Origin of the sequence: Lentilitoribacter sp. Alg239-R112 (genome assembly GCF_900537175.1) — a bacterium.
Classification (GTDB): Bacteria; Pseudomonadota; Alphaproteobacteria; order Rhizobiales; family Rhizobiaceae; genus Lentilitoribacter.
Genome location: NZ_LS999833.1, coordinates 650,650 through 676,931, shown reverse-complemented (window position 1 = coordinate 676,931; position 26,282 = coordinate 650,650). Strand labels below are relative to the sequence as shown.

Annotated in this window: 21 protein-coding genes; 10 read left to right on the top strand and 11 right to left on the bottom strand. The window is 45.0% G+C overall.

The window, feature by feature from the left end; genetic code table 11:
- Nucleotides 1-6 precede the first annotated feature (6 nt).
- The 3 genes from G3W54_RS03760 to G3W54_RS03750 all read left to right on the top strand — a co-directional run bounded on the left by G3W54_RS03760 (nt 7) and on the right by G3W54_RS03750 (nt 4,938).
- The gene (locus G3W54_RS03760) at nt 7-1,407 is read left to right on the top strand and encodes a HAMP domain-containing sensor histidine kinase (protein WP_162651798.1); all 1,401 of its coding nucleotides are present in this window, start codon (nt 7-9) and stop codon (nt 1,405-1,407) included.
- Nucleotides 1,408-1,442: 35 nt separating this feature from the next.
- On the top strand, nt 1,443-4,382 hold the full coding sequence (locus G3W54_RS03755) for a bifunctional [glutamine synthetase] adenylyltransferase/[glutamine synthetase]-adenylyl-L-tyrosine phosphorylase (protein WP_162651797.1): 2,940 nt from the start codon (nt 1,443-1,445) through the stop codon (nt 4,380-4,382).
- A gap of 112 nt (nt 4,383-4,494) precedes the next feature.
- Nucleotides 4,495-4,938 carry an EF-hand domain-containing protein gene (locus tag G3W54_RS03750; protein ID WP_162651796.1) on the top strand — a complete coding sequence of 148 codons (444 nt, stop codon included), beginning with the start codon at nt 4,495-4,497 and terminating at the stop codon, nt 4,936-4,938.
- A 75-nt stretch (nt 4,939-5,013) separates the two neighbouring features.
- Here G3W54_RS03750 and G3W54_RS03745 read toward each other — a convergent pair whose 3' ends face one another.
- Together G3W54_RS03745 and pepN are read right to left on the bottom strand one after the other, a co-directional pair.
- Complete coding sequence (locus G3W54_RS03745) at nt 5,014-7,410, bottom strand: ATP-binding protein (RefSeq protein WP_162651795.1); 2,397 nt, start codon at nt 7,408-7,410, stop codon at nt 5,014-5,016.
- Nucleotides 7,411-7,664: 254 nt separating this feature from the next.
- A complete protein-coding gene (pepN, locus tag G3W54_RS03740) occupies nt 7,665-10,307 on the bottom strand; it encodes an aminopeptidase N (RefSeq protein WP_162651794.1) in 2,643 nt (880 codons plus the stop codon).
- 349 nt (nt 10,308-10,656) lie between these two features.
- Between pepN and G3W54_RS03735 the strand changes: the two genes are divergently transcribed.
- The gene (locus tag G3W54_RS03735) at nt 10,657-11,658 is read left to right on the top strand and encodes a DMT family transporter (protein ID WP_244627821.1); all 1,002 of its coding nucleotides are present in this window, start codon (nt 10,657-10,659) and stop codon (nt 11,656-11,658) included.
- Between the two features lie 4 nt (nt 11,659-11,662).
- On the opposite strand, the gene G3W54_RS03730 is transcribed toward G3W54_RS03735, so the two are convergent.
- Nucleotides 11,663-12,940: an MFS transporter gene (locus G3W54_RS03730; RefSeq protein ID WP_162651793.1), complete on the bottom strand. Its 1,278-nt coding sequence runs from the start codon at nt 12,938-12,940 to the stop codon at nt 11,663-11,665.
- 245 nt (nt 12,941-13,185) lie between these two features.
- On the opposite strand from G3W54_RS03730, the gene denD reads away from it, so the two are divergent.
- Nucleotides 13,186-14,148 (top strand): D-erythronate dehydrogenase, encoded by a 963-nt coding sequence (gene denD / locus G3W54_RS03725; RefSeq protein ID WP_162651792.1) that lies wholly within the window; start codon nt 13,186-13,188, stop codon nt 14,146-14,148.
- A 9-nt stretch (nt 14,149-14,157) separates the two neighbouring features.
- Here denD and G3W54_RS03720 read toward each other — a convergent pair whose 3' ends face one another.
- From G3W54_RS03720 to G3W54_RS03695, 6 genes are all read right to left on the bottom strand, one after another.
- Nucleotides 14,158-15,048, bottom strand: coding sequence for a uracil-DNA glycosylase (locus G3W54_RS03720; protein ID WP_162651791.1), 891 nt, complete (start codon nt 15,046-15,048; stop codon nt 14,158-14,160).
- 146 nt (nt 15,049-15,194) lie between these two features.
- The gene (gene rplI / locus G3W54_RS03715) at nt 15,195-15,824 is read right to left on the bottom strand and encodes a 50S ribosomal protein L9 (RefSeq protein ID WP_162651790.1); all 630 of its coding nucleotides are present in this window, start codon (nt 15,822-15,824) and stop codon (nt 15,195-15,197) included.
- A 19-nt stretch (nt 15,825-15,843) separates the two neighbouring features.
- Nucleotides 15,844-16,806 carry a DUF2232 domain-containing protein gene (locus G3W54_RS03710; RefSeq protein WP_162651789.1) on the bottom strand — a complete coding sequence of 321 codons (963 nt, stop codon included), beginning with the start codon at nt 16,804-16,806 and terminating at the stop codon, nt 15,844-15,846.
- A 158-nt stretch (nt 16,807-16,964) separates the two neighbouring features.
- Entirely contained in the window at nt 16,965-17,213 is a 249-nt protein-coding gene (gene rpsR / locus G3W54_RS03705) for a 30S ribosomal protein S18 (RefSeq protein WP_162651788.1), read from the bottom strand.
- Between the two features lie 11 nt (nt 17,214-17,224).
- A complete protein-coding gene (gene rpsF, locus G3W54_RS03700) occupies nt 17,225-17,641 on the bottom strand; it encodes a 30S ribosomal protein S6 (RefSeq protein ID WP_162651787.1) in 417 nt (138 codons plus the stop codon).
- Nucleotides 17,642-17,919: 278 nt separating this feature from the next.
- Complete coding sequence (locus G3W54_RS03695; protein ID WP_162651786.1) at nt 17,920-18,864, bottom strand: ADP-ribosylglycohydrolase family protein; 945 nt, start codon at nt 18,862-18,864, stop codon at nt 17,920-17,922.
- A 448-nt stretch (nt 18,865-19,312) separates the two neighbouring features.
- On the opposite strand from G3W54_RS03695, the gene G3W54_RS03690 reads away from it, so the two are divergent.
- Nucleotides 19,313-21,487 carry a HAMP domain-containing methyl-accepting chemotaxis protein gene (locus tag G3W54_RS03690; protein ID WP_162651785.1) on the top strand — a complete coding sequence of 725 codons (2,175 nt, stop codon included), beginning with the start codon at nt 19,313-19,315 and terminating at the stop codon, nt 21,485-21,487.
- A gap of 103 nt (nt 21,488-21,590) precedes the next feature.
- Here G3W54_RS03690 and G3W54_RS03685 read toward each other — a convergent pair whose 3' ends face one another.
- Nucleotides 21,591-22,637, bottom strand: coding sequence for an aldo/keto reductase (locus G3W54_RS03685; RefSeq protein WP_162651784.1), 1,047 nt, complete (start codon nt 22,635-22,637; stop codon nt 21,591-21,593).
- A gap of 197 nt (nt 22,638-22,834) precedes the next feature.
- Here G3W54_RS03685 and fabD point away from each other — a divergent pair, with 197 nt between their 5' ends.
- Together fabD and fabG are read left to right on the top strand one after the other, a co-directional pair.
- Nucleotides 22,835-23,779, top strand: coding sequence for an ACP S-malonyltransferase (gene fabD / locus G3W54_RS03680; RefSeq protein WP_162651783.1), 945 nt, complete (start codon nt 22,835-22,837; stop codon nt 23,777-23,779).
- A gap of 16 nt (nt 23,780-23,795) precedes the next feature.
- Nucleotides 23,796-24,533 (top strand): 3-oxoacyl-[acyl-carrier-protein] reductase, encoded by a 738-nt coding sequence (gene fabG / locus G3W54_RS03675; protein ID WP_162651782.1) that lies wholly within the window; start codon nt 23,796-23,798, stop codon nt 24,531-24,533.
- A gap of 57 nt (nt 24,534-24,590) precedes the next feature.
- Here the strand turns inward: fabG and G3W54_RS03670 are convergent, their stop codons facing one another.
- A complete protein-coding gene (locus G3W54_RS03670) occupies nt 24,591-24,998 on the bottom strand; it encodes a hypothetical protein (RefSeq protein WP_162651781.1) in 408 nt (135 codons plus the stop codon).
- Between the two features lie 82 nt (nt 24,999-25,080).
- On the opposite strand from G3W54_RS03670, the gene G3W54_RS03665 reads away from it, so the two are divergent.
- Nucleotides 25,081-25,635, top strand: a complete 555-nt coding sequence (locus G3W54_RS03665; RefSeq protein WP_162651780.1) for a TetR/AcrR family transcriptional regulator — start codon at nt 25,081-25,083, stop codon at nt 25,633-25,635.
- Between the two features lie 324 nt (nt 25,636-25,959).
- Nucleotides 25,960-26,196, top strand: a complete 237-nt coding sequence (locus G3W54_RS03660) for an acyl carrier protein (RefSeq protein ID WP_162651779.1) — start codon at nt 25,960-25,962, stop codon at nt 26,194-26,196.
- Nucleotides 26,197-26,282 lie beyond the last annotated feature (86 nt).

The window sequence follows — 26,282 nt, the reverse complement described above, 5'->3', positions numbered from 1 at the left end:
ATCCTGATGCCGCGCCTTCAAGCCATGCTCAAAACAACTGCGGTGAGATTATCACTGCTCTATCTTGTATTATTTGTGGTCTCTGCCACCGTGCTGGTATTTTATGTCAGTTCCCAGTCAGAAGGACTACTGCGGGCACAAACCGAACGGGCAATCAACAGAGAAGTAAGAGCTGTTTCCAATGCTTATCGCAGTGGTGGTGTCAATAATCTGGTTCGGTTTGTCGAGCGTAGGTCAAGGCAACCAGGATCTAACCTTTACATCATAGCCTCGCCAACGGGCGAGATTTTTGGCGGTAATGTTGCAGAAATCGAGGCGGGAGTATTCGATAAAGAAGGCGATGTTATAAAGCCATTCAATTATAAGAAGTTTGGAGATTTTGAAGCTGAGTACATTGGCCTTGGCCATGTTATGCAGTTGCCGAATGGATTTAAATTGTTAGTTGGCCGGGATCTGGATGAGCCAAACAGGTTTGGCGATTTGATTGAACGTGCATTGATCACAGCACTCGCTATCATGGGCGTCGGCGCGCTGGCTATCTGGTTTTTTGTTGGGCGATCGGCTCTAAAGCGCATTGATCGCATGTCGCTTGCCAGTGAACGTATTATGGCGGGGGATTTATCGCAGCGTTTGCCGGTGATGGGGTCAGGCGACGAGTTTGACCGTTTGTCGGATTCTCTGAATACGATGTTAGGCCGTATCGAGCGGCTTAATGAAGGCCTTCGACAAGTGTCTGATAATATTGCCCATGATCTAAAAACGCCGCTTACGCGTCTTCGTAATCGCGCAGAAGCAGCCCTTGCCAGCGAAGGTAAGGAAGATCATTACCGAAGTGCGCTGGAAGATATGATCTCGGAATCAGATCAGCTTATTCGTATTTTTTCAGCCCTTTTGATGATTTCCCGCGTGGAATCTGGTTCTGCCGCCGCCCAATTGAGCAAGATTAGTTTGTCGGCCGCGGCCAACGATGCCGCCGAGCTTTATGAGCCAGTCGCTGAAGATAGCGATGTTGAGCTAATTGGGCAGATTGCCGATAATTTAAACATCAATGGTAACCGAGAACTTATTGGTCAGGCACTGACTAATTTGATTGATAACGCCATAAAGTATGCGAGCGGACATGAGACATCAAAGATTTGGATTAAGCTCGCCAATGTCGGAGATAAAGTGCATCTGACCGTCGCTGATAATGGTGTCGGAATTCCAGAAGACAAACATGGCGAAGTGATCAAGCGTTTTGTCCGTCTTGATGAGAGCCGTAATATGCCCGGAACGGGTTTGGGTCTTTCCTTGGTTGAGGCCGTCATGCGGCTGCATGGAGGTGAGCTGAAACTCGGCCCAACAGATCTGAATGATAAAGAACATCCAGGTCTATCTGTGACGATGATATTTCCAATGAAAATTTAAATGTACGAATATTAAATTTAAGGGTAGGAGGGGATATGATGAAACTAATTAATATAAAAAAATCGCCCGTTCTGCCACGTTCAAAGAAGAGCCAGAAGGAAGTTGCCAGTCATCTTTCCAGCTTGAGAAAAGAAGAGCCAAAACTGGCCAAAATTCTATCAAAAAAAACTGATCTTTTTTCATACTTAACCGCCGTACTTTCACATAGCCCGTATCTCCTAGGTATTGTTTGCGCGCGCCCAATATTATTAGCCAATACGCTTGAAAATGATCTCCCATCGCAGATGAAGTTGCTACTTGATAGAGCAGGAAATGCATGGCTGGATGATAAAGGACAGCCAGCGACAGAGGCCGAAACCATGCGTGTGTTGCGTGAGGTTAAACGTGAAGCATCACTTGCGCTGGCATTTTATGATTTGGCACAAATTTCCAACCCGCAGGATACCACGCGCTATTTAAGCGAGCTGGCAGCTGCATCATTAAAGGCGAGTTTTAATCATCTTCTTTTGGAGGCGCATGGACGCGAAAAGCTTCGACTCAAGGACATAAACAATCCATCGGATGGAAGTGGTCTTGTGGTTTTGGGTATGGGTAAATTAGGTGCGGATGAATTAAACTATTCATCCGATATCGACATTGTTGTGTTCTTTGATCGCGCGGCAGATATTGTTAGTGAAGATGAAGATGCAACGGATATTTTTGCAAAGATTACACGGCGTCTCATCCATATCATGCAGCATCACACCGCGCATGGATATGTGTTCAGAACTGATTTACGTCTACGTCCTGATCCGGGTTCAACGCCGCTGGCTTTCTCCATTGAAGCTGCACTTAATTATTATGAAGGCAGGGGGCAGAATTGGGAGCGCGCTGCATTCATCAAGGCGCGACCGGTGGCGGGTGATATTCAGGCCGGTGAGCAGTTCATCAAAGAGTTACAACCGTTCATGTTTCGTAAGTTCCTAGATTATGCTGCGATTGCGGATATCAACTCGATTAAACGCCAAATTAATGCCCATCGCGGATTAGGTGACATTTCTGTTCCTGGCCATAATGTTAAACTCGGTCGTGGCGGCATCCGTGAAATTGAGTTTTTCGCCCAAACACAACAACTCATAGCCGGTGGTCGGAACCCTGACTTGCGCCAAAGCAGAACGGATGAGGCAATCAATGCCTTGGTGCGCGCAAAATGGCTCGATCAAAAGATCGCTGATGGATTGAAACAAAGCTACTGGTATTTGCGCAATGTCGAACATCGTATTCAGATGGTTGATGATCAGCAAAGCCACGAGCTGCCCGAGGAAAAATCGGAGTTGAAAACCATTGCACTTATGATGGGTGAGGATAATGCCAAAGATTTTAGGAAGACATATACCAAACATCTAAAGTATGTAGAAAGCGTCTATGCCGAGTTATTTGAACAAGAAGAACAGCTAACAGGAGATCATGGAAGTTTGCTGTTCACGGGTGAGGATGATGATCCAAGTACGCTTAAAACGCTTTCTGAATTTGGGTTTGAGCGCACATCTGATATTTCACGAGTGGTTCGAAACTGGCACCGCGGACGATATCGAGCAACACGTTCTACGCAAGCGATTGAACGATTAACCGAACTTACACCGCAATTGCTGCAAACCTTTGGCAAGGCACAAGAGCCAGATGATGCGTTGCTGAAGTTTGATGCATTCTTATCTGGCCTACCTGCCGGCATTCAGCTCTTCTCACTGTTGGGGAGTAATCCGGGTTTACTATCTTTACTGCAAACTATCATGACCTGTGCACCACGCCTTGCTGATATTATTTCTCGCAGACCACATATCTTTGATGGGTTGCTAGATCCGGCAGTACTGTCCGAATTGCCCACGCCACGTTACCTTCAAGAACGGTTGGCAACTTTCTTAAAAGGGGCAATTTATTATGAAGACGTACTTGATCGCTTGCGTATCTTTTGCGCGGAGCAAAGGTTCCTCATAGGGATCAGATTGCTTACAGGGGCTATTTCAGGCATGCGGGCTGGCGTTGCCTTATCCGATCTTGCAGATCTTATGATAAGCCATGCATTGAATGCGGTTATCGGTGAAATGGAAGCCAAACATGGCAAAATTTCCGGTGGGCAGGTTGCTATTTTGGGTATGGGGAAAATCGCCAGCCGCGAAATGACGGCAGGTTCAGATGTCGACATGATATTGATTTACAATCACGATAGTCTGGCGGATGAATCTGATGGTGAAAAACCTCTTGATCCGGTACGCTATTATATGCGTTTAACGCAACGGCTGATCGCTGCGATTTCAGCGCCCACAGCGGAAGGCGTTTTATATGAGGTCGATTTACGTCTACGCCCTTCCGGTAATAAGGGCCCCGTGGCCACATCCCTTAAGGCTTTTTCTAAATATCAGCGAGATGAAGCATGGGTATGGGAGCATATGGCTTTGTCGCGTGCACGATGTGTTGCTGGATCAGAGGAGTTGATCAACAAAGTTCATGGCGAAATTCATGATATTTTGGCCGCACCTCGTACACATTCCGAACTTGTTAAAGAAATTGCGGATATGCGCAAATTGATCGATGAGGAAAAACCGCCCAAAGATGATTGGGATTTCAAATTAATACCCGGTGGTCTTATCGATATCGAATTTATGATGCAATATTTGTCATTGCGAGAGCGCGCGAAGGGCTGGCAGCCACCGATGCAGGAAACAGGCACTTCATATCTGATCGAGATTTTGGGCATTCCTCACTTGGGGAATGAAACGGCTGATCACCTTATGGATGCGCTTAAATTATGGACAAATATATCGCAAGTCACCAAGCTTTGTGTTGAAGGTTCATTTGATCAATCGACGGCGCCACAGGGTTTGATGGATTTGATATTAAAGTCGGTTCATATGCCAGATAAGAAAATGCTTGATGCGGAAATTGAATCAAATTCAAAGATGATACGAGACATATTTAAGGAGGTTGTGCGACACTAATGGTGTTTGCAGAACATGATTGGGCAGACGTTAATGCCTGATCATAGCTGGCGGACAAAGACTGTCCGGCACTTTAGCAAGAGGGGCGATACTCATGCAAAAGGACTATAAAATGTATATAAAGACTATTGTAGTAGCATCAGCATTAGCGTTGATGATAACTGGAGTTGCCGCTGCCAAAGATGGCAATCAAAAACGCGGAAAGCGTGGTTTCCAACAGATGATTGAAAAGATCGATGTTGATAAGTCAGGTTCCATCTCATTGGAAGAGTTTGCCAACCTTGGAGTTGGGAAAATGATTTCTGCGGACAAAGATGGTAATGGAATTTTAGCGGCTGATGAGATTCAGGCGGAAATGGAAGCTGAGCGACAACGACGTCGACAGGAGAGGTTAACCCGACGTCTTGATATTGATGGAGATGGCACGGTAACTGTTGCTGAACTAAAAGAAATGCAGGCGAAGAGGTTTGCCGTTTTGGACGTTAATTCAGATGGTTCTTTATCAGAAGATGAGCTGAAAAAAATTCGAAAAAAGAAAAGAGGTTATCGCCGTTAGAGGCGTAAGTTCGACTTTAAAAATGAGAAACGCCCTCCAAGTTGGGGGCGTTTTTTATGGTGATTTGGAGAAGGGTTAGGCTGCTGCAGATTGGTCGTCCTGACCATCTTCCTCTTGCTTTGCGGCAGGCACAACGTTGACGGGGATGCGCACTGAAACCGTTGTTCCCACACCCTCTTTTGAGCTAATGCGCATAAACCCACCATGCAGTTTAATAAGAGAACGAGAGATCGCAAGACCAAGACCCGAGCCGTCCTTGCTCTTAGAGAATTGGTTCTGAACTTGTTCGAAAGGTTGACCAATTTTTGACATTGCATGTTTTGGAATGCCGATACCAGTGTCTTGAATGCTTAGAACAATTGCTTCATTAACCTGGCGGGCTCGGACTCTTATATTACCTTTATTGTCAGTAAATTTAACAGCATTAGAAAGAAGGTTTAAGAGCACCTGTTTCATGGCGCGGCGGTCGCCAGCTAGCTCCAGATTAGGTGCGATTTCGTGATAAAGCTGGATGGATTTAGTCGTGGCTTGTGTCGAGATAAGGCGCACAGCTTCATTAATCACAGGGTCAAGACGAACGGGTTCACGTTCGATCTGCATCTGACCAGCTTCAATTTTTGACATATCCAAAATATCATTAATCAGGCCAAGCAAGTGTTTGCCGCTTGAATGAATGTCTTCTGTATATTCTTCATATTTCTCAGACCCAAGTGGGCCAAACATACCGGTTTTTAATATTTCGGAAAACCCAATGACAGCATTTAGCGGTGTTCTCAATTCATGAGACATATTCGCCAAGAATTGTGATTTTGATCTGTTCGCAGCCTCTGCGCGTTCCTTCTCCACCTGATAGTCCAGATTAAGCTTGCTAAGTTCGGCAGCTTTCGCCTCAAGTTCTTCTTGGGATCGGGAAAGATCGCCAACTGTTGCCATTAGTCGCCTTTCGGATTCTTTTAGTCGGTCCTGATTGAGTTTAAGTGTTGTAATATCCGTTCCAACAGATACCAGACCACCATCGCTAGTTCGGCGTTCGCTAATTTGCAACCAACTTCCATCAGCCAATTTAATCTCATAGCTTTTTGTGTAGCCGTTAGAGCTAATAGCTGGCACAAGTTTATCCACGATTGGTCGTTTGGCCGCCTCCATAACGACATCGCGGTCTGCGCCAGCCATTAATACCTCCTCGGGTATATTATGAACCTTCTGGAAATGGTCGTTCCAGATCACTAGCTTGCCATCTTTATCCCAAAGCACAAATGCCTCACGGGTGCTTTCAATTGCATCAAACAGGCGTTGATCTGCCTCAGCCTTACGTTTTTGTAGGCGGTGCTGCTCACTCACATCCATTGCGATGCCAACGAGATACCTACCAGAACTTGTTCTATCAATTAATTGTGCTCGAGCACGAAGCCAAACATAAGAACCATTGGCGTGACGCATGCGAAACTCGTGGTCAATTTCGCGAATCTCGCCACGTGCTGCAAGGCGTGCAAGAACATAGATATTACCATCTTCGGGGTGCATCAGATTAGCTGCTTCCTCAAATGATAAGACATTATCACGTGCTGGCATGCCAAGCATCTCATACATCGAGCTAGACCAATATAGGCGACTTTGCGCCATATCCCATTCCCAGAGCCCACAGCGACCACGGGACAGCGCCATATCAACGCGGCGTTCCGTCTCAGCATACATTTCATTCGATTCACGCGTGTGCCCAACCTGAATGAAGTAAGCGTAGAGGATCATTACAAGTATCGCCGCCGTTGCGATAAATAATGTTGCATTTAGAGAAATGGTTTTGCGAAACCAGGTTAGTAAAGTTGGAGCCTCAGGAGACATCACTAATATATAGCCCGAACTATTTTCCAAATGTGCTACCGCTGTTAGCATGTTCGAACCGGAGAAGGGACCAACTGCCTCTGGCAGCGTGACTACTTGCAAGCCAGCACGATCGCCGAATTGCTGCAATGGAGAGCTTGAACCCAAAAGAGTTGATATGTTCTGCTCCACGAAGTCATAACCCAACGCAGAGCTGGCAAATATATTACCATTTTGATCAGCAACGGCAACGATGCGGCCCTGTTCGATGGAGTATTTGCTCAGCACTTTATCAATCTGTGCCTCGGTTTCCCACCGGTTTGCTTCAGTTGCGGGAAGTGGGTCTGCCGAGATGATAGAACTTACAGCTGTCACAGTAAGAAGTGTTGCCTGTTCCGCACCTTCTTTATAACGATCGTAATGTTCAAACACCGAAATGCTGCGCGCTGCGGCAAGGAAAATCAAGAAGGTGAGAATGAGAATAGGGATGGAGCGCTTGAGAAATGGTTCGGCACTTACAAGCCGACGGTAGCGCGGTTTTGCAAAGAGCTTTGTGTTGCCCATCAGTTCGCGGTCGTTGAACTTTTTGGGAATAGATTCCATCTTCAGCCGCGCGTCATTTGCCGCGCGAATGTTGTTAACATTCACCATTTTTATATGTCCCCGTAGCGTCCGAAGATGTCCGCCCCTCGAATTACCCTAATGAATCAAAGCTGCCGTCACTTGTCCACCGTCAAATAGTAATAAAATATTAACCATTTGTTTTGACTCGACTTTTTTTCTAACTGCTTTCGATTCTAATAAGAGAATCAAGCTGTTAAATGTAGAGAAGCCGCACATCTTGGTGATATGCGGCAAATCAAAGTACCAACTGATTTGTTTTCTATTTAACTTGAGCTGCTTCTTTAAGCTGCAAGCGTGCGCTCGACAATATCGGACACATCAGCGGAGAGGTTTTCCTGCGCAGCAATTTTCTCCAGTGCTGTTTTCGCAGCATCGCGACGGACAGGCTCAAGAGAGCGCCATGACCGCATTGCAGTTAGGAGTCGAGCCGCAACTTGCGGGTTTTTGCCATCAAGTTCAAGAACTTGCTCAGCCAATAATTGATAGCCGCCGCCATCAGGCCGGTTAAAACCTGTCGCATTTCCAGCGGCAAATGTGCCGATTAATGAGCGAATGCGATTTGGATTATTTGCATCGTAAACATCATCCGACATCAAGGTTTTGACGTGGTCTAATGCAGCATCACCAGGCATACGAGCTTGGATTGCAAGCCACTTATCCATGACAAGTGGATTATCAGAATAACGAGACTTAAAGTCAGCGAGTGCAGCTTGCGCATCACTTGATGTAGGATAATCATTGGTTAGTGTTACCAACGCCGTGCTTCGCTGTGTCATGTTATTTGCTGATTTATAAGCTTCATATGCACGTGCACCGTTTCCATCATGAACAGATAAATATTCTAGCGTCACACCTGAGAGCGCTCTACGGCCAGCATGAGAAGCGCTTGGATCATACTTCTCATCGCTCTGTGTTGCTTTATGAAGCGCCTCAAAATTTTCAACAAGCGCTGCTGCAATTTTTGCTTTTAGCTGATCAATAGCCGTGCGGATAGAATCTGGATTAATATTGTCACCAAACTCGCGGGCAATATCTGCTTCAATTGGCAGCTGCAACGCTTGCGCGACAAATGCTTGCTCAAGATCATTGTTTTCCATGATTGCCTTGTAGGCTCCTATCAACAGGTCGGCATCGCCGATCTCCCCACCATCCTCAATTGCCTTTGTGCCTGTAATCAGTTCAATCATTGCAAGGTTTTGTAACGCCTGCCAACGCCCAACGGCATCGCTGTCATTGGCAGAAATATGCGCCAGATCGTCTTCGCTTTGTTGCATATGAATGTTCACAGGGGCAGAAAGACCGCGATTTATAGATAGAACGGGTTTGGATTTGAGGCCTGAGAACGTGAATGTTTGCGAACGCTCTGTTAGGTGAAGAACATGGGTATCATCGCTGCCATCTGGTGCAATCGTATAATTCTCGCCATCAGTACCGATCAAGGTATACGAAAGCGGGATATGCATGACCTTCTTGTCTGGCTGACCTGGGGTTGGTGCAAGTGTTTGTTCTAGCGTTACTGTAAAGCTTGACGCACTCTCATCCCATTTCGTGTTAACGGTTACACTTGGTGTACCTGCCTGATCATACCAAAGGCTAAATTGCGTAAAGTCGCGACCGCTTACTTCTGCAAACACGGCAACGAAATCTTCAATGGTCGCCGCGTCACCATCATGACGTTCGAAATAAAGATCCATACCTTTACGGAAATCTTCAGCGCCAACAATAGTGCGGATCATGCGGCAAACTTCTGAGCCCTTTTCATAAACTGTTGCGGTGTAGAAGTTGTTGATTTCCTTAAAACTTCCCGGGCGGACAGGATGGGCAAGGGGACCAGCATCTTCTGGGTATTGAATAAGTTTAAGTGTACGAATTTCATCAATCCGTGTCACGGGGCGCGAGCGTTCATCGGCTGAGAATTCATGATCGCGATATACAGTCAAACCTTCTTTAAGGCAAAGTTGAAACCAGTCACGGCATGTAATACGGTTGCCAGTCCAATTATGGAAATATTCGTGCGCGATCACCCGTTCAATGCCGGCATAATCTGCATCTGTCGCAGTTTCTGGATCGGCTAATACATATTTGTCGTTAAAGACGTTTAGGCCCTTATTTTCCATCGCGCCCATGTTAAAGTCTGAAACAGCAACAATTTGGAAGATATCAAGATCATATTCGCGACCAAACTTCTCTTCATCCCACTTCATAGAGCGCTTAAGGGCATCCATCGCATAGGCTGCCCGTGGTTCTTTACCGTGCTCAGTATAAATTTTAAGGGCTACTTCTTTGCCAGACATTGTGGTGAATGTATCTTCGATCAAACCAAGATCACCGCCAACAAGAGCGAATAGGTAAGATGGTTTTGGATGAGGATCGAACCAAGCAGCAAAATGGCGACCTTCGTCATACCCGCCACCGCCAAGGAAGTTGCCGTTAGAAAGTAAGACAGGTGTATCTTCTTTATCAGCGATAATCGTGACAGTATAAACGCACATTGCATCAGGACGATCATAGAAATAGGTCATGCGGCGGAAACCTTCCGCTTCGCATTGCGTGCAGTAGATGCCACTCGTGCGATAAAGGCCCATCAATTGGGTATTTGTCTCCGGAGAAAGGATCGTTGTAACGGTGACTTCAAACGCAACGCTTTCGGGTAGATCTTTCAAGACCAGTTCATCAGGTGAGATATCATGATTTTCCGCCGTGACATCAACTGAATCGACCTGAACAGACTCAACATTCAGCTCATCACCGGCCCAAATCATAGGAGCGTCAGTAGCAGCGCCTTCACGCCTATGCACCAACGTGCGGGTGATAAGCTTTGTCTCCGTTGGGTGGAGTTCAAAAGTAAGATCGGTTCTCTCAAGAACAAAATCGGTTGCTTGATAGTCTTTGAGATAAAGAACTTGTCCCGTATTGCTGCGCATTATTTATCGTCCCATATTTTGAACCGCTAAGCGATTTTCCCAATCAGAAGCAATAATAAGCACAAATAGAGCTAATGAACCGTTATCATAATTGCCAAAAACCTATGAATCCAGCCTGTCTTGAAGCTTAACAATTGGTTAAAAAAATAGATCATGCAATATTTATTTATTCTAAGCTGTAATTACTTGAATTTACTTGAGTATTGGGCTGATTAATACCTGATTGTGTGATCATTTTCGCGTCAATGCCATAATCAATCAATCCCATGAATAAGAACAAAACAAGTTTGAATGCGACGAATTTGTAAATTTGATGTACTTAATCCTTAGATTTACAAAGGAATGATTCGTGAAAAATGAGGGCATCAAAGGTGGGGAAGTAAGCAACACCGCCGAAAAAGCCAGCGATGAAGAGTCTCAGTATGAAACTGGTAATGAACTGCTTGGCATCACCTTAAAAGTCGCATCTGTCGGGTTTTTAGTTTCCATGTCAGCTATGATAAAACTGGTTGGAGATGGTATTCCCGTTGGCCAGATCGTTTTCTTTCGCGCATTTTTCGCTATCCTTCCTGTGGTGGTTTATCTTGGTTATCGTGGTCAGTTGGGGCAAGCTTATTATACAAAACGGCCCTTAGCGCATCTGGGTCGTTCAATCGTTGGTTGTTTTGGTATGGGGCTTGGCTTTTATGGTTTAACAAAACTACCTTTGCCGGATGTTGTCGCACTTCGCCATGCTACACCACTATTTGCGGTCATTTTTGCCGCCATACTTTTGGGTGAGCGTGTCCGTCTTTATCGTTGGGCAGCTGTTGCTATGGGCATGTGCGGCGTACTGATCATTTCATGGCCGCGCATTACACTCTTTGATAGTGTTGGGAATGTAGACGAATATCATGGCGTGATTGCCACGATCTTATCGACGATTTTTGCAGCGGTGGCGACAATTTTTGTGCGTGCGCTTGTGAAAACTGAAAAATCCCCCACGATTGTTATCTACTTCTCTAGTATGGCGTCATTCTTTGCGGCTATGACTTATTTCTTTGGTTGGGTTCCGCTTGATTTGTATAATGCTACACTCCTGGTCAGTTGTGGAATTATCGGTGGTATCGGGCAAATTTTGATGACCGAATGTTATCGTCATGCATCTGTTTCCGTCATTGCACCCTTTGACTATACATCGATCCTGTTTGGCATTGTACTTAGCTACATATTATTTGGAGACTTACCACAAAGCCAGATGCTCATCGGTACAGCAATTGTTGCTGCCGCGGGTATTTTCATTATTTTCCGTGAGCATCGTCTTGGCCTTCCACGCAAAGAAAGCCGGAGGCAAACAGGCAGTCAAACTTAGTAATTTATTGGTTAGTTTCTGTGTCTTCTTCAATCTCGCTGCCCCATTCAGGGTCAGATCTTGGATCCAGTTCAAATGTCTGTGGTGATAAAGATCGCCCAACTGGTGTGATGCCGTAATCCATACGATCTTCTTCGGGCACTTGGTCCCGTTGTTGCAAGCGATAGGCTGCGTAGATGGCAACAATTGCGAAAGATATGGACATCAGCGCAAACATGCCTTCCGGGCCTAAGCCTTGCATAGCAAAAGCACCGATGATTGGACCGGCGACCGAACCCGCACCATATATCACGAGAAGCCCACTTGAGGTTTCGACAAATTCATCGGCGGCGGAAAAATCGTTCGCGTGGGCAATGGCAATTGAATAAAGCGGAAAAATAGCAAGCCCAAGAAAGAACATGAGTACAAAGAAGAAATTCAAACTTTCAAGATCAATGAAATAGACCGCCAGGCAAGAAAGACTGCCCAGAACAGAAATAATGATCATAACAATACGCCGATCAATTTTATCTGACAGGACACCAAAGGGGAACTGTCCCAACGTACCACCAGCCATTGCGCTTGCCAGCATGATTGCGCCGTCCGATGTTGTGATGTCTCGCAACGTTACAAATACAGGACCAAGGCTAAACCATGTGCCGGTCACCAAGCCACAAAATAGAGCTGTAACCGTTGCAATGGGTGAGCGGTGAAACAGCGCCTTGAGATCAAATCTAACTGTTGTTAGCGGGTTCGGTGATGCAGCAGTTGTAAGTGTGGTCGGGAATAGGGATGCAAGAAATGCCAATGCGCAAACGATGAATAAAATAGTATCACTCGTATCGCCCAACGGCACGAGAAATTGTCCAATCATGATCCCGCATGTGCTCATAATCATATAGATCGCAAAGATCGTACCGCGTGCTTCGTTGGTTGACTTTTCATTCAACCAACTTTCGAGCACCATATATGTTCCAGCTATGGCAAAGCCGTGAATGCCACGAAAAACAGCCCAGGCAAATGGATCAACAATAACTGAGTGAAGCAGTAAAGATATTGCCATAGCAGCGGTTAATGCGGAGAAGACGCGAATATGCCCAACAAGGAAAACAATACGCGGCACAACTACACATCCAAGCGTAAAAGCCATTGCAAAACTGGCTGCAAATAACGAGATGAGAAGCGTATCCCAGCCTTCCTCTGCGGCACGAAGCGGCAAAAGATAACCAGCCATACCTCCACCAATTTGCATAAGTAGAGTGGATACAAGAAGCGCGAACACCGGAGAAATCATAGCTCTCATAGCGGACAACTTTCAAAACGAGCAGCCCAAAATTAGTTGCTGCAGACAATTTTTAAATAAATGCTTTGTTTCAACTTTGCGCACGACCAAAGCAAATCGTACTAAACTTATATTCGCCAATGACACGGATTATTGTATTTGGCAATTACAAAATATTAATATGGAAGGTACTTCTTTTGCCGCAAATGCCATGCTATTGATTTTATTCATAAATAAGAATGAAGTGACTGTTGAGTGGATTTGATATGAAAATCGCTATTTTGGGTGGATCAGGTTTTATTGGCCAGAAACTGACAAAGGCTCTGGTTGAAAAGGGAGAATTGCGTGGCGAGAAAATCAAACAAATTGCATTATGCGATATGGTGTCGCCGCAGACGGACTTTGAAGCCGAATTTCCAATCACATATAAAAAGTTTGATATAACCGATATACAAAGTGTCGGTGATGTCATCGAGGACGATGTTGATGTTATCTATCATTTGGCATCCATTGTATCCGGTCAGGCAGAGGCAGACCTTGAGCTGGGTTATGAGGTAAATCTTGACGGAATGCGAAACCTGCTTGCACGATGCGTTATGTTAGAAAAACCTCCTATTGTTGTCTTCTCATCATCCATCGCCGTTTATTCTGCCGATACACCGCAGCCAATAAGAGATCACTTCATTCGCGCACCACGAAGCTCCTATGGCACTCAAAAAGTCATTTGCGAGTTACTACTAAATGATTATTCCCGCCGCGGGTTGATAGATGGGCGTGGTATACGCTTACCAACGATTACTGTGCGTCCCGGTAAGCCCAATGCGGCGGCATCATCTTTTCTATCTTCGATTGTTCGAGAGCCTCTTAATGGTGAGAAGGCCATCTGCCCTGTCGGCGAAGGTTATAGCCATTGGTTCTCCTCACCGCGCATAATCATTAGAAACATAATTCATGCCGCCGAAATAGACGGCGCAGACTTAGGTAATGATAGATGCATCATGCTGCCTGGAATAAATGCGTCAGTTAAAGATATACTGGCTGCTCTACGTAATGTTGCGGGGCAAGAGGTCGTGGAGCTCATTCAGATTGAACATGATCAAAAGATCAAAGACATTGTAGAAACATGGGTTGCAGAGTTGAAACCGAATAGAGCTTACATGTTGGGTTTTTTTGAAGATACAGATTTTGAGAGCATTATTAAGGCATATATTGAAGATGAAATGAGCTGATACTTGAAGTTATGTAAGCTCTTTTAATCTAGCAGATATAGCAAGCAGATCTTTCCACGCATTTCGTTTTGAGGCCGGATTTTTGATCAGATGATCAGGATGCAATGTCGGCATGGTTGGCACTTTTTCACCGCCAACATCATATTCTGCCCATGTTCCACGTAGGGACAAAATATTTTTATTTGTCTCAAGCAGCGTTTGAGTTGACACATTTCCCATCAGGACGATCAGCTTGGGTTTGATGAGTTCAATATGGCGTACGGCAAAAGGTCGACAAAGTTCAATTTCATGCGGTACGGGAGTTCGATTTCCTGGTGGGCGCCATGGAACGATGTTTGTGATGTAACTCTTGTCTCGGTCCAGGTCGATAGCGGCCAGCATTTTGTCGAACAACTGCCCAATAGGGCCAACAAAAGGTACGCCTTGCCGATCTTCATCGCGCCCTGGAGCTTTGCCGATAAACATAATTGGCGCATTTGGGTTGCCATCTGCAAAAACGGTATTTTTCGCGCCTTGTCGAAGATTGCAACCTTTAAAGTCCGCGAGCAACTCCTTGAGTTCATCAACGCTGTTGGCAGATTTGGCGAGCGCTCGTGCTTCATCAATCTTTTCTTGATCGGGCACAGTGATGTTAGTACTTGCAGCTTGAATGGGAGATGCTGCAGGTTTATCTGTCGTTAAGCGAGGGGACGTACTTTTTCTTGATGTCGCTGCGGCAACACGCGGGCTAAGCGCGGGATTTACATTGCCGCGTTTCGCACGTTTTTCTTCAAGTTGTTTGCGGCTTACCTCAAAGCGATCAATTGGTTCATCATTTAATAAATCAACGACCCCAGCCTCAGCATAAAACTTAAGTATGGCAGCTGCTTCTTGCTTGGATATGGTGGGGGCTTCACTCATAAAATGATCATATGCATAAAAGCACCGCGTTTAAAGCGAAATCCAAGTATATCCAGAATTTGTACCCCAACAATAAAAACCCTGCCTGAATATCAAGCAGGGTTTTAAGTAGGTATGTTCAGTCTTCGTTTGTTGAAGTCTAAAAACTAGGCTTCATCTTCCTCAGATGCGTCGTCTGCAACTGCTTCATCAGATGCCTCTTCAGCAACGCCTTCTTCACCCTCAACAGCTTCGCCTTCGCTGGCTTCTTCAGCTTCAGCTTTTTCAGCTAGATCATACATCGCATCAGCAGATGACATGTCGATACCTTGCGCTTGTAGCTCAGCTTCATCAGCAGTACGTCCAATGTTAAATTCAACTGAGATAACAACGTCAGCATGCAGGTTAAGCGTAATTGTGTGAAGGCCAAGTGTTTTAATTGGTGTGTTAAGATCAACCTGACTACGCTGAACTTTAAAGCCATTTTCAGCCAAGATTGAAATAACATCACGAGAAGCAACTGAACCGTAAAGTTGACCAGTTTCACCAGCAGAGCGGATTACAACAAAGCTCTTACCGTCAAGTGCATCGCCAACTTCTTGGGCGCTGGACATACGCTCTTTGTTTTTTTCTTCAATAATTTCGCGGTCTGCTTCAAAACGTGCGCGATTTGCTGCATTGGCGCGAAGTGCTTTTCCAAGTGGCAATAGAAAGTTACGCGCGTAACCATCTTTAACTTTAACTTCTTCGCCCATATGGCCAAGTTTGGCAACTCGTTCTAGTAGAATGACTTTCATGTCGATTATCCTTTCAAGATTATTCTTTAGATTCGTTTGGTTTTTGACTTACCAGCATCGGAACAGGTTTGCCTGCCTCTAAGAGGCCCATAATGGCAAAAATGATTGCTGGAATTGAGAAAAGTAAAATGAGTACATAGACGGTCCAGAGCGCCGCTCCGCGCCAAAGCTTGCCAAGGGTGTTTTTATGGAAAAGGGCTAAGCCCGCCATCATAAATCCTGCGCCAAAACCACCTGCGATGGCAGCTCCGATATAGGAGATAGTTCCGTCAAAGAACATCAACACAAGACCTCCGCCTAAAAAGATGAGCGCCAGTGATGGCATGCGAAGCGAAGTATGCATATTATCACGCGGACGCTTTGAGCGGCCTGAAAGCCGCACAATGTGCCCTGCTAGGTACCAAGCAGTAAATAGAATAATGACCCACATTGCACTTTGTATAAATGGTAGCAATTTAGTCAGTGTTGTTGTCATGGCCTCGATGTTTTGAATCGCGATAGGTTGTTCGCCAGACTGATTGAACGCATCAATAAATGCTGCAACAACTTGCCCCACGACGTCTGGCCCATAATCAATCAGCCAGCCGATCATAAGTGTCGCAAACACCATAAGCGTTGCCAGATGCAACATGATTTGCGGAAATGGATACCAAACAAGCTTATCGTCTGGTCCGCCAACTTCATCTGCAGAGCGGGCAAGTGTTGTCAGGTGTGAAAGCCACGCTGAAGGTAGCAGCGTTGTAACGGTGCTCACAAGCGCAGTTTCTGGGGATGCTGCGATGGCAAGTATGATGAATGTGCTAGTAACCGCGGTAAATGAAGCTTGGTTTGACCAACCTAGACCCGCGATAAAAATAGGAAGAGCAGCAGCGGCAAATAGAAAAATTGAAAGCAAAGATGGTTGGCCAGACGCGAGCAACAAAATTGCGCTGGCGACACCTGCCAATAGTCCAATCAATAATGAATTTGTATTCAAAGTCATTTGCTCGCTGTCCTGCATATAAGCAGTTAGAGGCTACATATTCCGGATTATCCAATAGTGCGGATTATTCGGTGCCCCAACATGGGTTTTAAAATCTCGTATATGAGCCCACCTCAGATACGGGAAAAGCGGCGACCAATGAAGGTCGCCAACTCAAATCACTTAACGACGTAAGGCAATAGACCCAAGAAACGTGCACGTTTGATGGCTTTCGCCAACTCACGTTGTTTTTTGTGGCTCACTGCAGTGATACGTGAAGGAACGATTTTGCCTCGTTCAGAAATGTAACGCTGTAATGTGCGTACGTCTTTGTAATCTATACGCGGAGCATTATCACCAGAAAATGGGCAAGTTTTACGACGACGGCTAAAAGGACGACGTGATGGAATTTGATTGATATCTACCATTTGTTTGTCTCCTATTCAGCTGCGTTTTCGCGAGGGCGACGTGGACGATCATCTCTGTCACCACGGGGACCATTACGATCACCACCACGGCCACGATCATCGCGATCACGTTTTTGCAACATAACTGATGGGCCTTCTTCGTGGCCATCAACCGATACAGTCATGTAACGAAGAACATCTTCGTTGATGCGCATTTGGCGTTCCATCTCGTGGACCGCAGCAGCAGGTGCATCAATGTCCATCAAAGCATAGTGCGCTTTGCGGTTTTTCTTCATGCGATATGTAAGGTTTTTCAAACCCCAGTTTTCAATACGGCCAACAGAGCCGCCATTTTCCTCGAGCAAAGTTTTGTAGTTTTGCACGAGTTCATCTACTTGAGCGCCAGATAAATCTTGGCGAGCAAGGAAGATATGTTCGTAAAGTGCCATTTTGGCTTTCCTTTCTTGCGTTTTGATCTGGTATTTGGCGGCTAAGCCTCAACGAACTTGTCTCGAGAAGCATATGGCTTCTGGCAAGAAAGACGTTATGACGGATCGTGAGCGGAGACACGGGAGGCCGGAGCACTTCATGCACCATGTAAATTCAAAAGAATCTACCCTCCGTTCAGCCACCAGCCAAAAACCGGATCGTGTAACGAGGCCGCTTATACAGTGAAATAGATCAATTGCAAGTGCTTTCACGGTGGAAAACATTGAAATTGCTGTATTTAGTTCGTGATTGCACCCATAGCGTCACAACGTTCAAAAATCTCATCAGCATCGGCCAGTTCGTCGGCCCATTTTTGCGGAATGCCTTTGTCATTGTTAAAACCATAATAAGCACCTGCAATGGCTCCAATAACGATGGCTCTGCCAGCATTGTCACCTGCGGCAAGACTATTAGCTTCAATAGCATTTACAAATGAATTTGTGTTTTGAAGAATATGAAAGCAAAGCGGCACCGACATAACAAGATTACAAGCTCTACCCGTAATTTGACCGTAGGCAACACTGTCAGTTTCTTCGCTCGCAAGAGCAGCCTTAAGAAGGTCGCTGAATTCTTCCTCTCCAATATTTGAAGCTTCTTCAAGCGCTTCGTTAAGTTCAGCACCATTTAGTACTGCGTTTAACAAATGAGAAAATATGTTCCCTGCATTAACCGAATAGTCGTTGTTATTTGTCACGCGGACTGCAGCTTCAATAGAAGAAGGATCTACCGCAACAACAGCTGGCAGGCTGGAAAGCGCTGGCAATTGAGTGTCGTCGGTGCCGGAAGGGTCTATTTCTTCTGTCGCCAAGTTTGCCAAAGTACCGCGCGTTGCGTAATCAATATAGCCAATATATGTGCCGCCTGGGCCAAAATGCGCTGCAAAATCCTCCTGGTAATTTACTGTGTTAAATTTGCCGGAATTTGCCAAGACTGACATTATTGCTGTGCGTAAAACCTCACCATATTGGGTGTTTGTTCCCTTGGGGCGGTTTGCGTGTGCGAAATAACCCTTGGTGTTTTCATAATTTTTTTCATCTGTAGGAATAAAAGCAAGCGAACCGCCATTTGCTTTTGCAATTTTTGCGACACGATCTGTATCGTAAATCCAATGTGTTCCCATTGAGGCTGCATCAGCAACTAAAGCACCCTTCAAACTGTTGGAAATTCGATGTGATTTAGCCATGTCTTATCCTGATTAATTCATTACTTAAGGTGCTCTTATCGCGCATTAGATGGGATTTGAAAAGGCGAAATTCAATTAGTTCATTGTTGAAATAATTATGCTGATCATATTCAGTTTTGCGAACTGTCTACAGGTCGAATGTAGATGTGCAATTTTAACTTGTGTATTTGTAAATAAAAATAAGTATATATAATAATGATTACCATTTGTATTTGTAATTAATGGTTTATTCACTAAGTATATCCAGTTTGTTCAAGTATAAATTAAGGTTGTATGATCTATAATTTATTTGATTCGCGTAGCATTCTTTTGGAGGCTGTTTTTGGGGCGTTGGATCAACTCAGTTCATCATGAGCTCAACGTAGATAGGTTTTGTTTGCTGATCACGAGGATCAAAAACAGCAGAAACTAATTTACATCGATAAAGATACATTTCAAGGAAATGAAAATGGATATTGCATCCCCACTAAAAGCATCCCCTTTTTCTAATTTTAACGTAGGCACAAAAGTTGCACTTGGATCAGGTGTAATTCTCGTATGTCTGCTGTTTGTTGCAACGGTCGCTCATTTTGGCCTTTTCAATGCGAACACTAATTTTAAAGATTATCGCGGATTGGCAGTTCAAACCAATCAACTTGGTCGAATTCAAGCCAGCCTGTTGTCAGCACGTCTGTATTCAAAAGAATTCATCCTAAAAAATACAGACAAAGCGGCAAAAAATGTAAGTGACAGGATCACGGCAGCAGCTGATTACATTAATGATGGACATACAATATTTAATCGTCCGGAAGCTAGAGAGGTAATGATCCAGGCGAAAGAAAACATCGCAACTTATGGATCGTCCTTTAATCAAGTCACAGAATTGGTAACAAAACGAAATTCTCTCGTTCAAGGTTTAAACTCGGTTGGCCCAAAGGCGGAGAAAAAACTTACTGAAATTATGCAAAGTGCGTTTAATGATGATGATGCAGCTGCCAGCTTTAAGGCCGGTTATGCTCTAAGAAGCTTATTGCTTGCACGGCTTTATGCAAATCGATTTTTGATTGATAATGATAGCGCTAGTGCAGACCGAGCGAACAAAGAACTGGATACATTTAAATCTGTTAGTCAACAAATGTTGAACGAACTCCAGAACCCTAAGCGACAGGAACTTGCAACAGCGGTTTTCAGTCTTGCAGGCGAATATGAGCAATATTTTGAAGACGTTGTCCTGGTGATCAATGAGCGCAATGGAATTATTCATGATACTTTGGATATTGTCGGTCCAAAACTCGCCAGTGATATGGAAGATCTGAAGCTCTCAAATAAGGCCTTGCAGGATGAACTTGGGCCGAGGGCTTCAAAAGAGATTGATTACGCCGTTCAGTTTACAGACTATGCCTCAATTGGAACTGTTCTTGCGGGTATATTGTTGTCGCTTCTAGTTGGCCGTATGATTGCAAAGCCGATAAGACGAATTACCAAGGTTATGGGTCAGTTGGCAGATGGTGATTTAACAGTCGATATACCTGCGCTTGGCCAAAAGGACGAGATTGGTAAGATGGCGCAAACGTTGCTTGTATTCAAGGAGGCTGCTCGTGATAAAATGGCCATGTTGCAGCGTCAATCCGAAGATGAGCGTACTCGCGCGATTAAAGAGCGCGAAGAGCGCGAAATTGAAAAAGCAGAAGCAACTCGAGAGATCAAAATCGTTGTCGAAGAACTTGGTCGCAATTTGAAAAAATTAGCCGAAGGTGATCTAACGCTAGAAATTATGAATGCATTTCCTACTGAATTTGATGGTCTTCGAAATGACTTCAACCATTCGATCGAAAAAATCAATGATGCATTGAGCCAAATCGCTCAAGGTACAGGCTCTATTAAAAGTAATGCTGTTGAGATGCGTTCTTCTGCGGATGATTTGGCTGCACGAACCGAGCAGCAGGCCTCTTCTTTGGAAGAGACATCCGCAGCTCTTGAAGAAATAACGGCAACAGTAGAAGAAACCTCTACACGTGCAACAGAAGCAGCTGATATGGCTCATTTGGCAAAGGATGATACTGAAAAATCCAGCCTTGTTGTTTCTAATGCCGTTGCGGCAATGGAAGGCATTGAGAGGGCATCTGGTGATATTACAAACATCATTAATGTGATTGATGAAATTGCTTTCCAAACTAATCTATTGGCACTAAATGCAGGTGTGGAAGCGGCGCGTGCAGGTGAGGCCGGGAAAGGATTTGCCGTTGTTGCGCAGGAAGTTCGGGAGTTAGCTCAGCGTTCAGCAGAAGCTGCTAAGGAAATTAAGGAGTTGATCTCCAGATCCAGTACCGAAGTTGCAAGTGGTGTTAGTTTGGTCAAGGAAACAGGCCAATCTCTTAACAATATTGCCGAGCATGTGACCAATATTAATGAGAAAATCAGCACCATTGCAACGGCTGCCAACGAGCAACTTGAGGGTATAAAAAGCGTCAACACTGCTGTCAGCCAGATGGATCAGGTGACACAACAAAATGCAGCTATGGTGGAAGAATCTACGGCTGTTACGCACCAAACTGCAGAAGATGTGGATAATTTATCTCACATGATCTCGACATTTAAAATAAGAGATAGCTCCACACCTATGAACTCCGAGGAAGCTGCATAATAGCTTGGTATTTACTATGCGAACTAAAAAGGCGGGCCAAATAGAGCCCGCCTTTGTTTAAAATGAACAGTGAACTGTTTCCGGTCACTTGTTAAGTAGCGCGTTAATATGTCCAGGGCATGTGCCTGTTGATATCATCAATTCCTGACAATACTTCATCGGATAGGCTCATGCCACCAGCTCCAATGCAGGTTTTCAACTGATCCATTTTTGTCGCGCCGATAATGGTAGAAGGGACAAATGCGCGGCTGTTACAAAAAGCAATCGCCATTTGGCTTGGATCAAGTCCGTGTGCCTTTGCAAGATCAAGATATTTTGCTGTAGCTTTTTCAGAGCGTGCGGTAAACCGACCACCTAGTGATGCCTCAATCGAGCGGCGAGAACCTTCGGGAATTTCACCATTTTGGTACTTGCCGGTCAGAATGCCAGTTGCAAGCGGACTATAAGGCAATAGCCCGATATCTTCATGATGAGACATTTCCGCAAGATCTAAATCATAATGACGATAAAGCAGGCTATATTCGTTTTGAATTGTCGCCACGCGCGGGAGGTTATGTTCCTTTGCAAGTCGAAGGTACTGCATTGTGCCCCAGGTTGTTTCATTGGAAAGCCCAACGGCACGAACTTTTCCTGCTTTGACAGCATCTTCCAATCCACGAAGAATGTCATGGATTTCGTCAATCGTTTTGTCCTTATCTTGACCTGTTGCATCAAAGCCCCAATTCTGACGAAAGGCGATAGAGCCGCGTGTAGGCCAATGGACCTGATAAAGATCAATATAATCGGTTTTCATACGTTGAAGGCTAGCTTCAATGGCTTCGCCGATAGTCTCACGCGTCGGTATCCCTCCGTCGCGGATCCACTTGACCCCGCCACCCATAACTTTTGTTGCCAGTACAATCTCGTCACGCTTTCCAGATTTTTCAAACCATGTACCAACAATGCGTTCGGTGTTGCCTTGAGTATGCTGGGCAACCGGGTTGACTGAATACATCTCGGCTGTATCAAAAAAATTAACACCGTGTTCAACAGCGTAATCCATCTGTTCATGGCCTTCTGCTTCGGTGTTTTGGTTGCCGCCCCAAGTCATGGTGCCAAGACAAATCTCGCTCACACTGATGTCTGTGCGACCTAATATATTCATTTTCATGGAGGTTTTACCTTTGATAAATTCGGTGGTGATTAGAGCATAAGTTAGGTCGATTTTATTATAACGCAATAGGTTGGGGTAAATTTTTACACAGTGGCGTATATCTTACAGCTTGCAGAACTTGACATCAGAGCCAAGAATGTAGAGACAAGCCAGAACATAATTCGGCATTTTAAAATTGATAGGGTTGAAGCAATATGGCAATTGCAATGACATTTCCGGGCCAAGGCAGTCAGTCCGTTGGCATGGGTAAAGAATGGGCGGAAAATTTTCCGGTCGCAAAAGCAGTATTTGATGAAGTCGACGAAGCGTTGGGTGAAAAACTATCTCAAACAATGTTTGAAGGTCCAGAAGATACGCTGACTTTGACAGCAAATGCGCAACCCGCTTTGATGGCTGTTTCAATGGCTATTGTTAAGGTGATGGAAGCGGAAGGTTTTGACCTTGGTAAATCAGTTTCTTTTGTTGCAGGTCATTCTTTGGGTGAATATTCAGCCCTATGCGCTGCTGGCATGTTCTCAATCTCAGACACAGCAAAACTGTTGCGCATTCGTGGCAATGCTATGCAGGCGGCAGTTCCGGCAGGTGAGGGCGCAATGGCAGCCATCATTGGTTTGGAACATAGTGATGTTGAGGCAATCTGCGCAGCCGCATCTGATCAGGGTAGTTGCCAGATCGCCAATGACAATGGCGGTGGGCAGCTTGTGATTTCCGGCGGTAAAGCTGCCGTTGAGAAAGCTGCAGGATTAGCAACCGAAAAAGGTGCAAAACGCGCTCTTATGCTGCCGGTATCCGCGCCGTTCCATTCTAGCCTAATGGCACCAGCCGCAGATGCTATGGCACAAGCTCTTGCGGATGTCGCAAAAGATGCACCTGCCGTACCGCTTGTTGCAAATGTACGAGCTGCCCCCGTCACTGATCCAGATGAGATCGTTAAATTGCTTGTGGAGCAGGTTACTGGACAGGTTAGATGGCGCGAAAGCGTTGGCTGGTTTGCCGCAAATGGTGTTGACACATTGTTTGAAGTCGGTTCAGGCAAAGTGCTAACAGGGCTTGCAAGGCGCATTGATCGGTCACTTGCAGGTGTCGCAGTAAACAATCCAGCCGACCTCGAGGCGGCTCTTGAAAAGCTGAATAGTTAATTTAAAGGAATATATAATGTTTGATCTAACAGGGCGCAAAGCACTTGTAACAGGCGCAAGCGGTGGTTTGGGCGAAGAAATTGCCAAAAGCCTGCATGCACGTGGTGCAATTGTTGGCATTCACGGTACGCGTGTTGAAAAGTTAGAAGCGCTTGCTGCTGAACTCGGAGAACGTGTTCATATCATGCCAGCAAACATGTCCAATATGGACGAGGTAAAAGCGCTTGGCAAAAAAGCTGAAGAAGATATGGAAGGCGTTGATATTCTCGTCAACAATGCGGGTATCACGCGTGACGGTTTGTTCGTTCGTATGAGCGATGAAAATTGGGATGATGTATTACAAGTCAATCTCACAGCAGTTTTCCACCTAACACGCGAACTAACTCACCCAATGATGCGCCGCAGAAATGGTCGCATTATCAATATCACATCTGTTGTTGGTGTAACTGGTAACCCAGGCCAGGCAAACTATTGCGCATCAAAAGCCGGTCTTATTGGATTTTCTAAATCACTAGCTCAGGAAGTTGCACCACGCGGCATCACAGTCAATTGTGTGGCCCCCGGTTTCATCAAATCTGCAATGACAGATAAGCTGAATGATAAGCAAAAAGACGCCATCATGGGCGCTATTCCAATGAAAAAAATGGGAGAGGGTGCAGACATCGCTAGCGCTGTTACCTATCTTGCGTCAGACGAAGCTGCTTACATGACAGGGCAAACTCTGCATGTAAATGGCGGTATGGCAATGATCTAAGTCCCGAAAATTACGTCTCCTCCGTCGTGTGCCAACGGAGGAGAATACCACTATATGCTATTTGGTAGGTGCTTGCCCACTTTCGCGGCGGCTAAGATAGATACCGAACGTTGCGATTGCTGGAATAATCAAAAATGCAATCCATTGCGGCATAATCATAATCGACCCAAATCGTGTCGTGCCATAAAATATAAAAATGACCGCGTAGGCCAGATATTGAACAATGACAATACTTGTCAAAGTTGGTAGATTTGGCTTCGATATGCTCGCATAAAATAAGATCGCGCTGCATAAAAACAGATTTGCCGTTACCCCATGCCAAATGACCGATGAATATCCCTTAAGGATGTTATCCAGCTCGCTGGCGAGAATGGGCTCATGTACATCGGCTCCACCACCAACAATATGAATTAGAGTTAGAATTAAGGATAGTAATCCTGCTAACGCAACAGCTTTATTCATCATTTTTAACCCTCCTAAAATTACCATACGGTAGCGTATGGACGGTCAATTTGTATTTGTCAATACGCTAGCGTATGGTGGTGAGATGAAATCAAATAATCTCTCATCTCAAGATTGGATTGCAGCGGCTTTCAAGGCGCTCACAGCTGGTGGTCCGCAAGCCATTAAAGTAGAGGCCATAGCCAGACATCTAAAAGTAAGCAAAGGCTCGTTCTATTGGCACTTTGCAAATGTTGACGCGTTAAAAAGCCAGATGCTTGAACATTGGTATGAAATGGCCACAAGTGGAATTATCGCAAATATAGATGCCACTTCCGGAAAGCCTGAGGATAAACTCACTGCACTTGTTGATCTTGTTTCAGGTAATTTAAGCGAAGCTTACGGGGGTGTTTCTGTGGAGGCTGCTATTCGTGATTGGGGAAAATATAGCAAACAAGTAGGTGATATGATCAAAAAGGTCGACCATCAGAGATTGGACTTTCTAATTGAGCAATTTGCTGCTTATGGGTATGATGGGAAAAACAGCCGATCCTGCGCGGCGATTTTGTATGCCGGTTTGATAGGGCTTGAGACCTTGGCAGCACAAGAGATGGCAGATATTAGATCAGATTTGCATATCTTGTTACAACGCTTGCTATAGCTATACCAATGTCACTCAAGATGCTTTTTGTGGTTAGTATTTTGGCGAGAGTATGGTCTCGGTGCCTAGATAGATGAGTTTTACACATAAAAAACGCCCTTACACTGTCATTTTGGGCTTTTCTAATCGCTTAAACAATGGTACTTGGCACCGCTTTTCAAGTTTCTTGTGGGGTGGGGTTACGCGTATAGACTGTTAAGAATTTGAAAATTACAGTTGAATACGAGCAAATTTGGACTAAATTATAAGCAATACTTGTAAGGTGGGTAACATCAGGTTACCAAAGAAAACAGATTCAACTAATAAAGAGGTCAATGAACCGACATGAGCGAAATTGCAGACCGCGTAAAAAAAATCGTTATTGAACACCTAGGTGTAGAAGAAGCCAAAGTGGGTGAAGGCGCAAGCTTCATTGACGATTTGGGCGCCGATTCACTCGATACTGTCGAGTTGGTCATGGCCTTTGAAGAAGAATTCAGCATTGAAATTCCAGATGATGCTGCTGATACAATTCTTACAGTGGGTGACGCTGTTAAATTTATCGACAAAGCTAAAGCATAATTTGTTTGAATTTAAGCAGGAAGGGTTGGTAAATCACCAGCCCTTTTTTGCGTTTAAAGCTTTTGTTCTTTTACTCGGATTTTAGG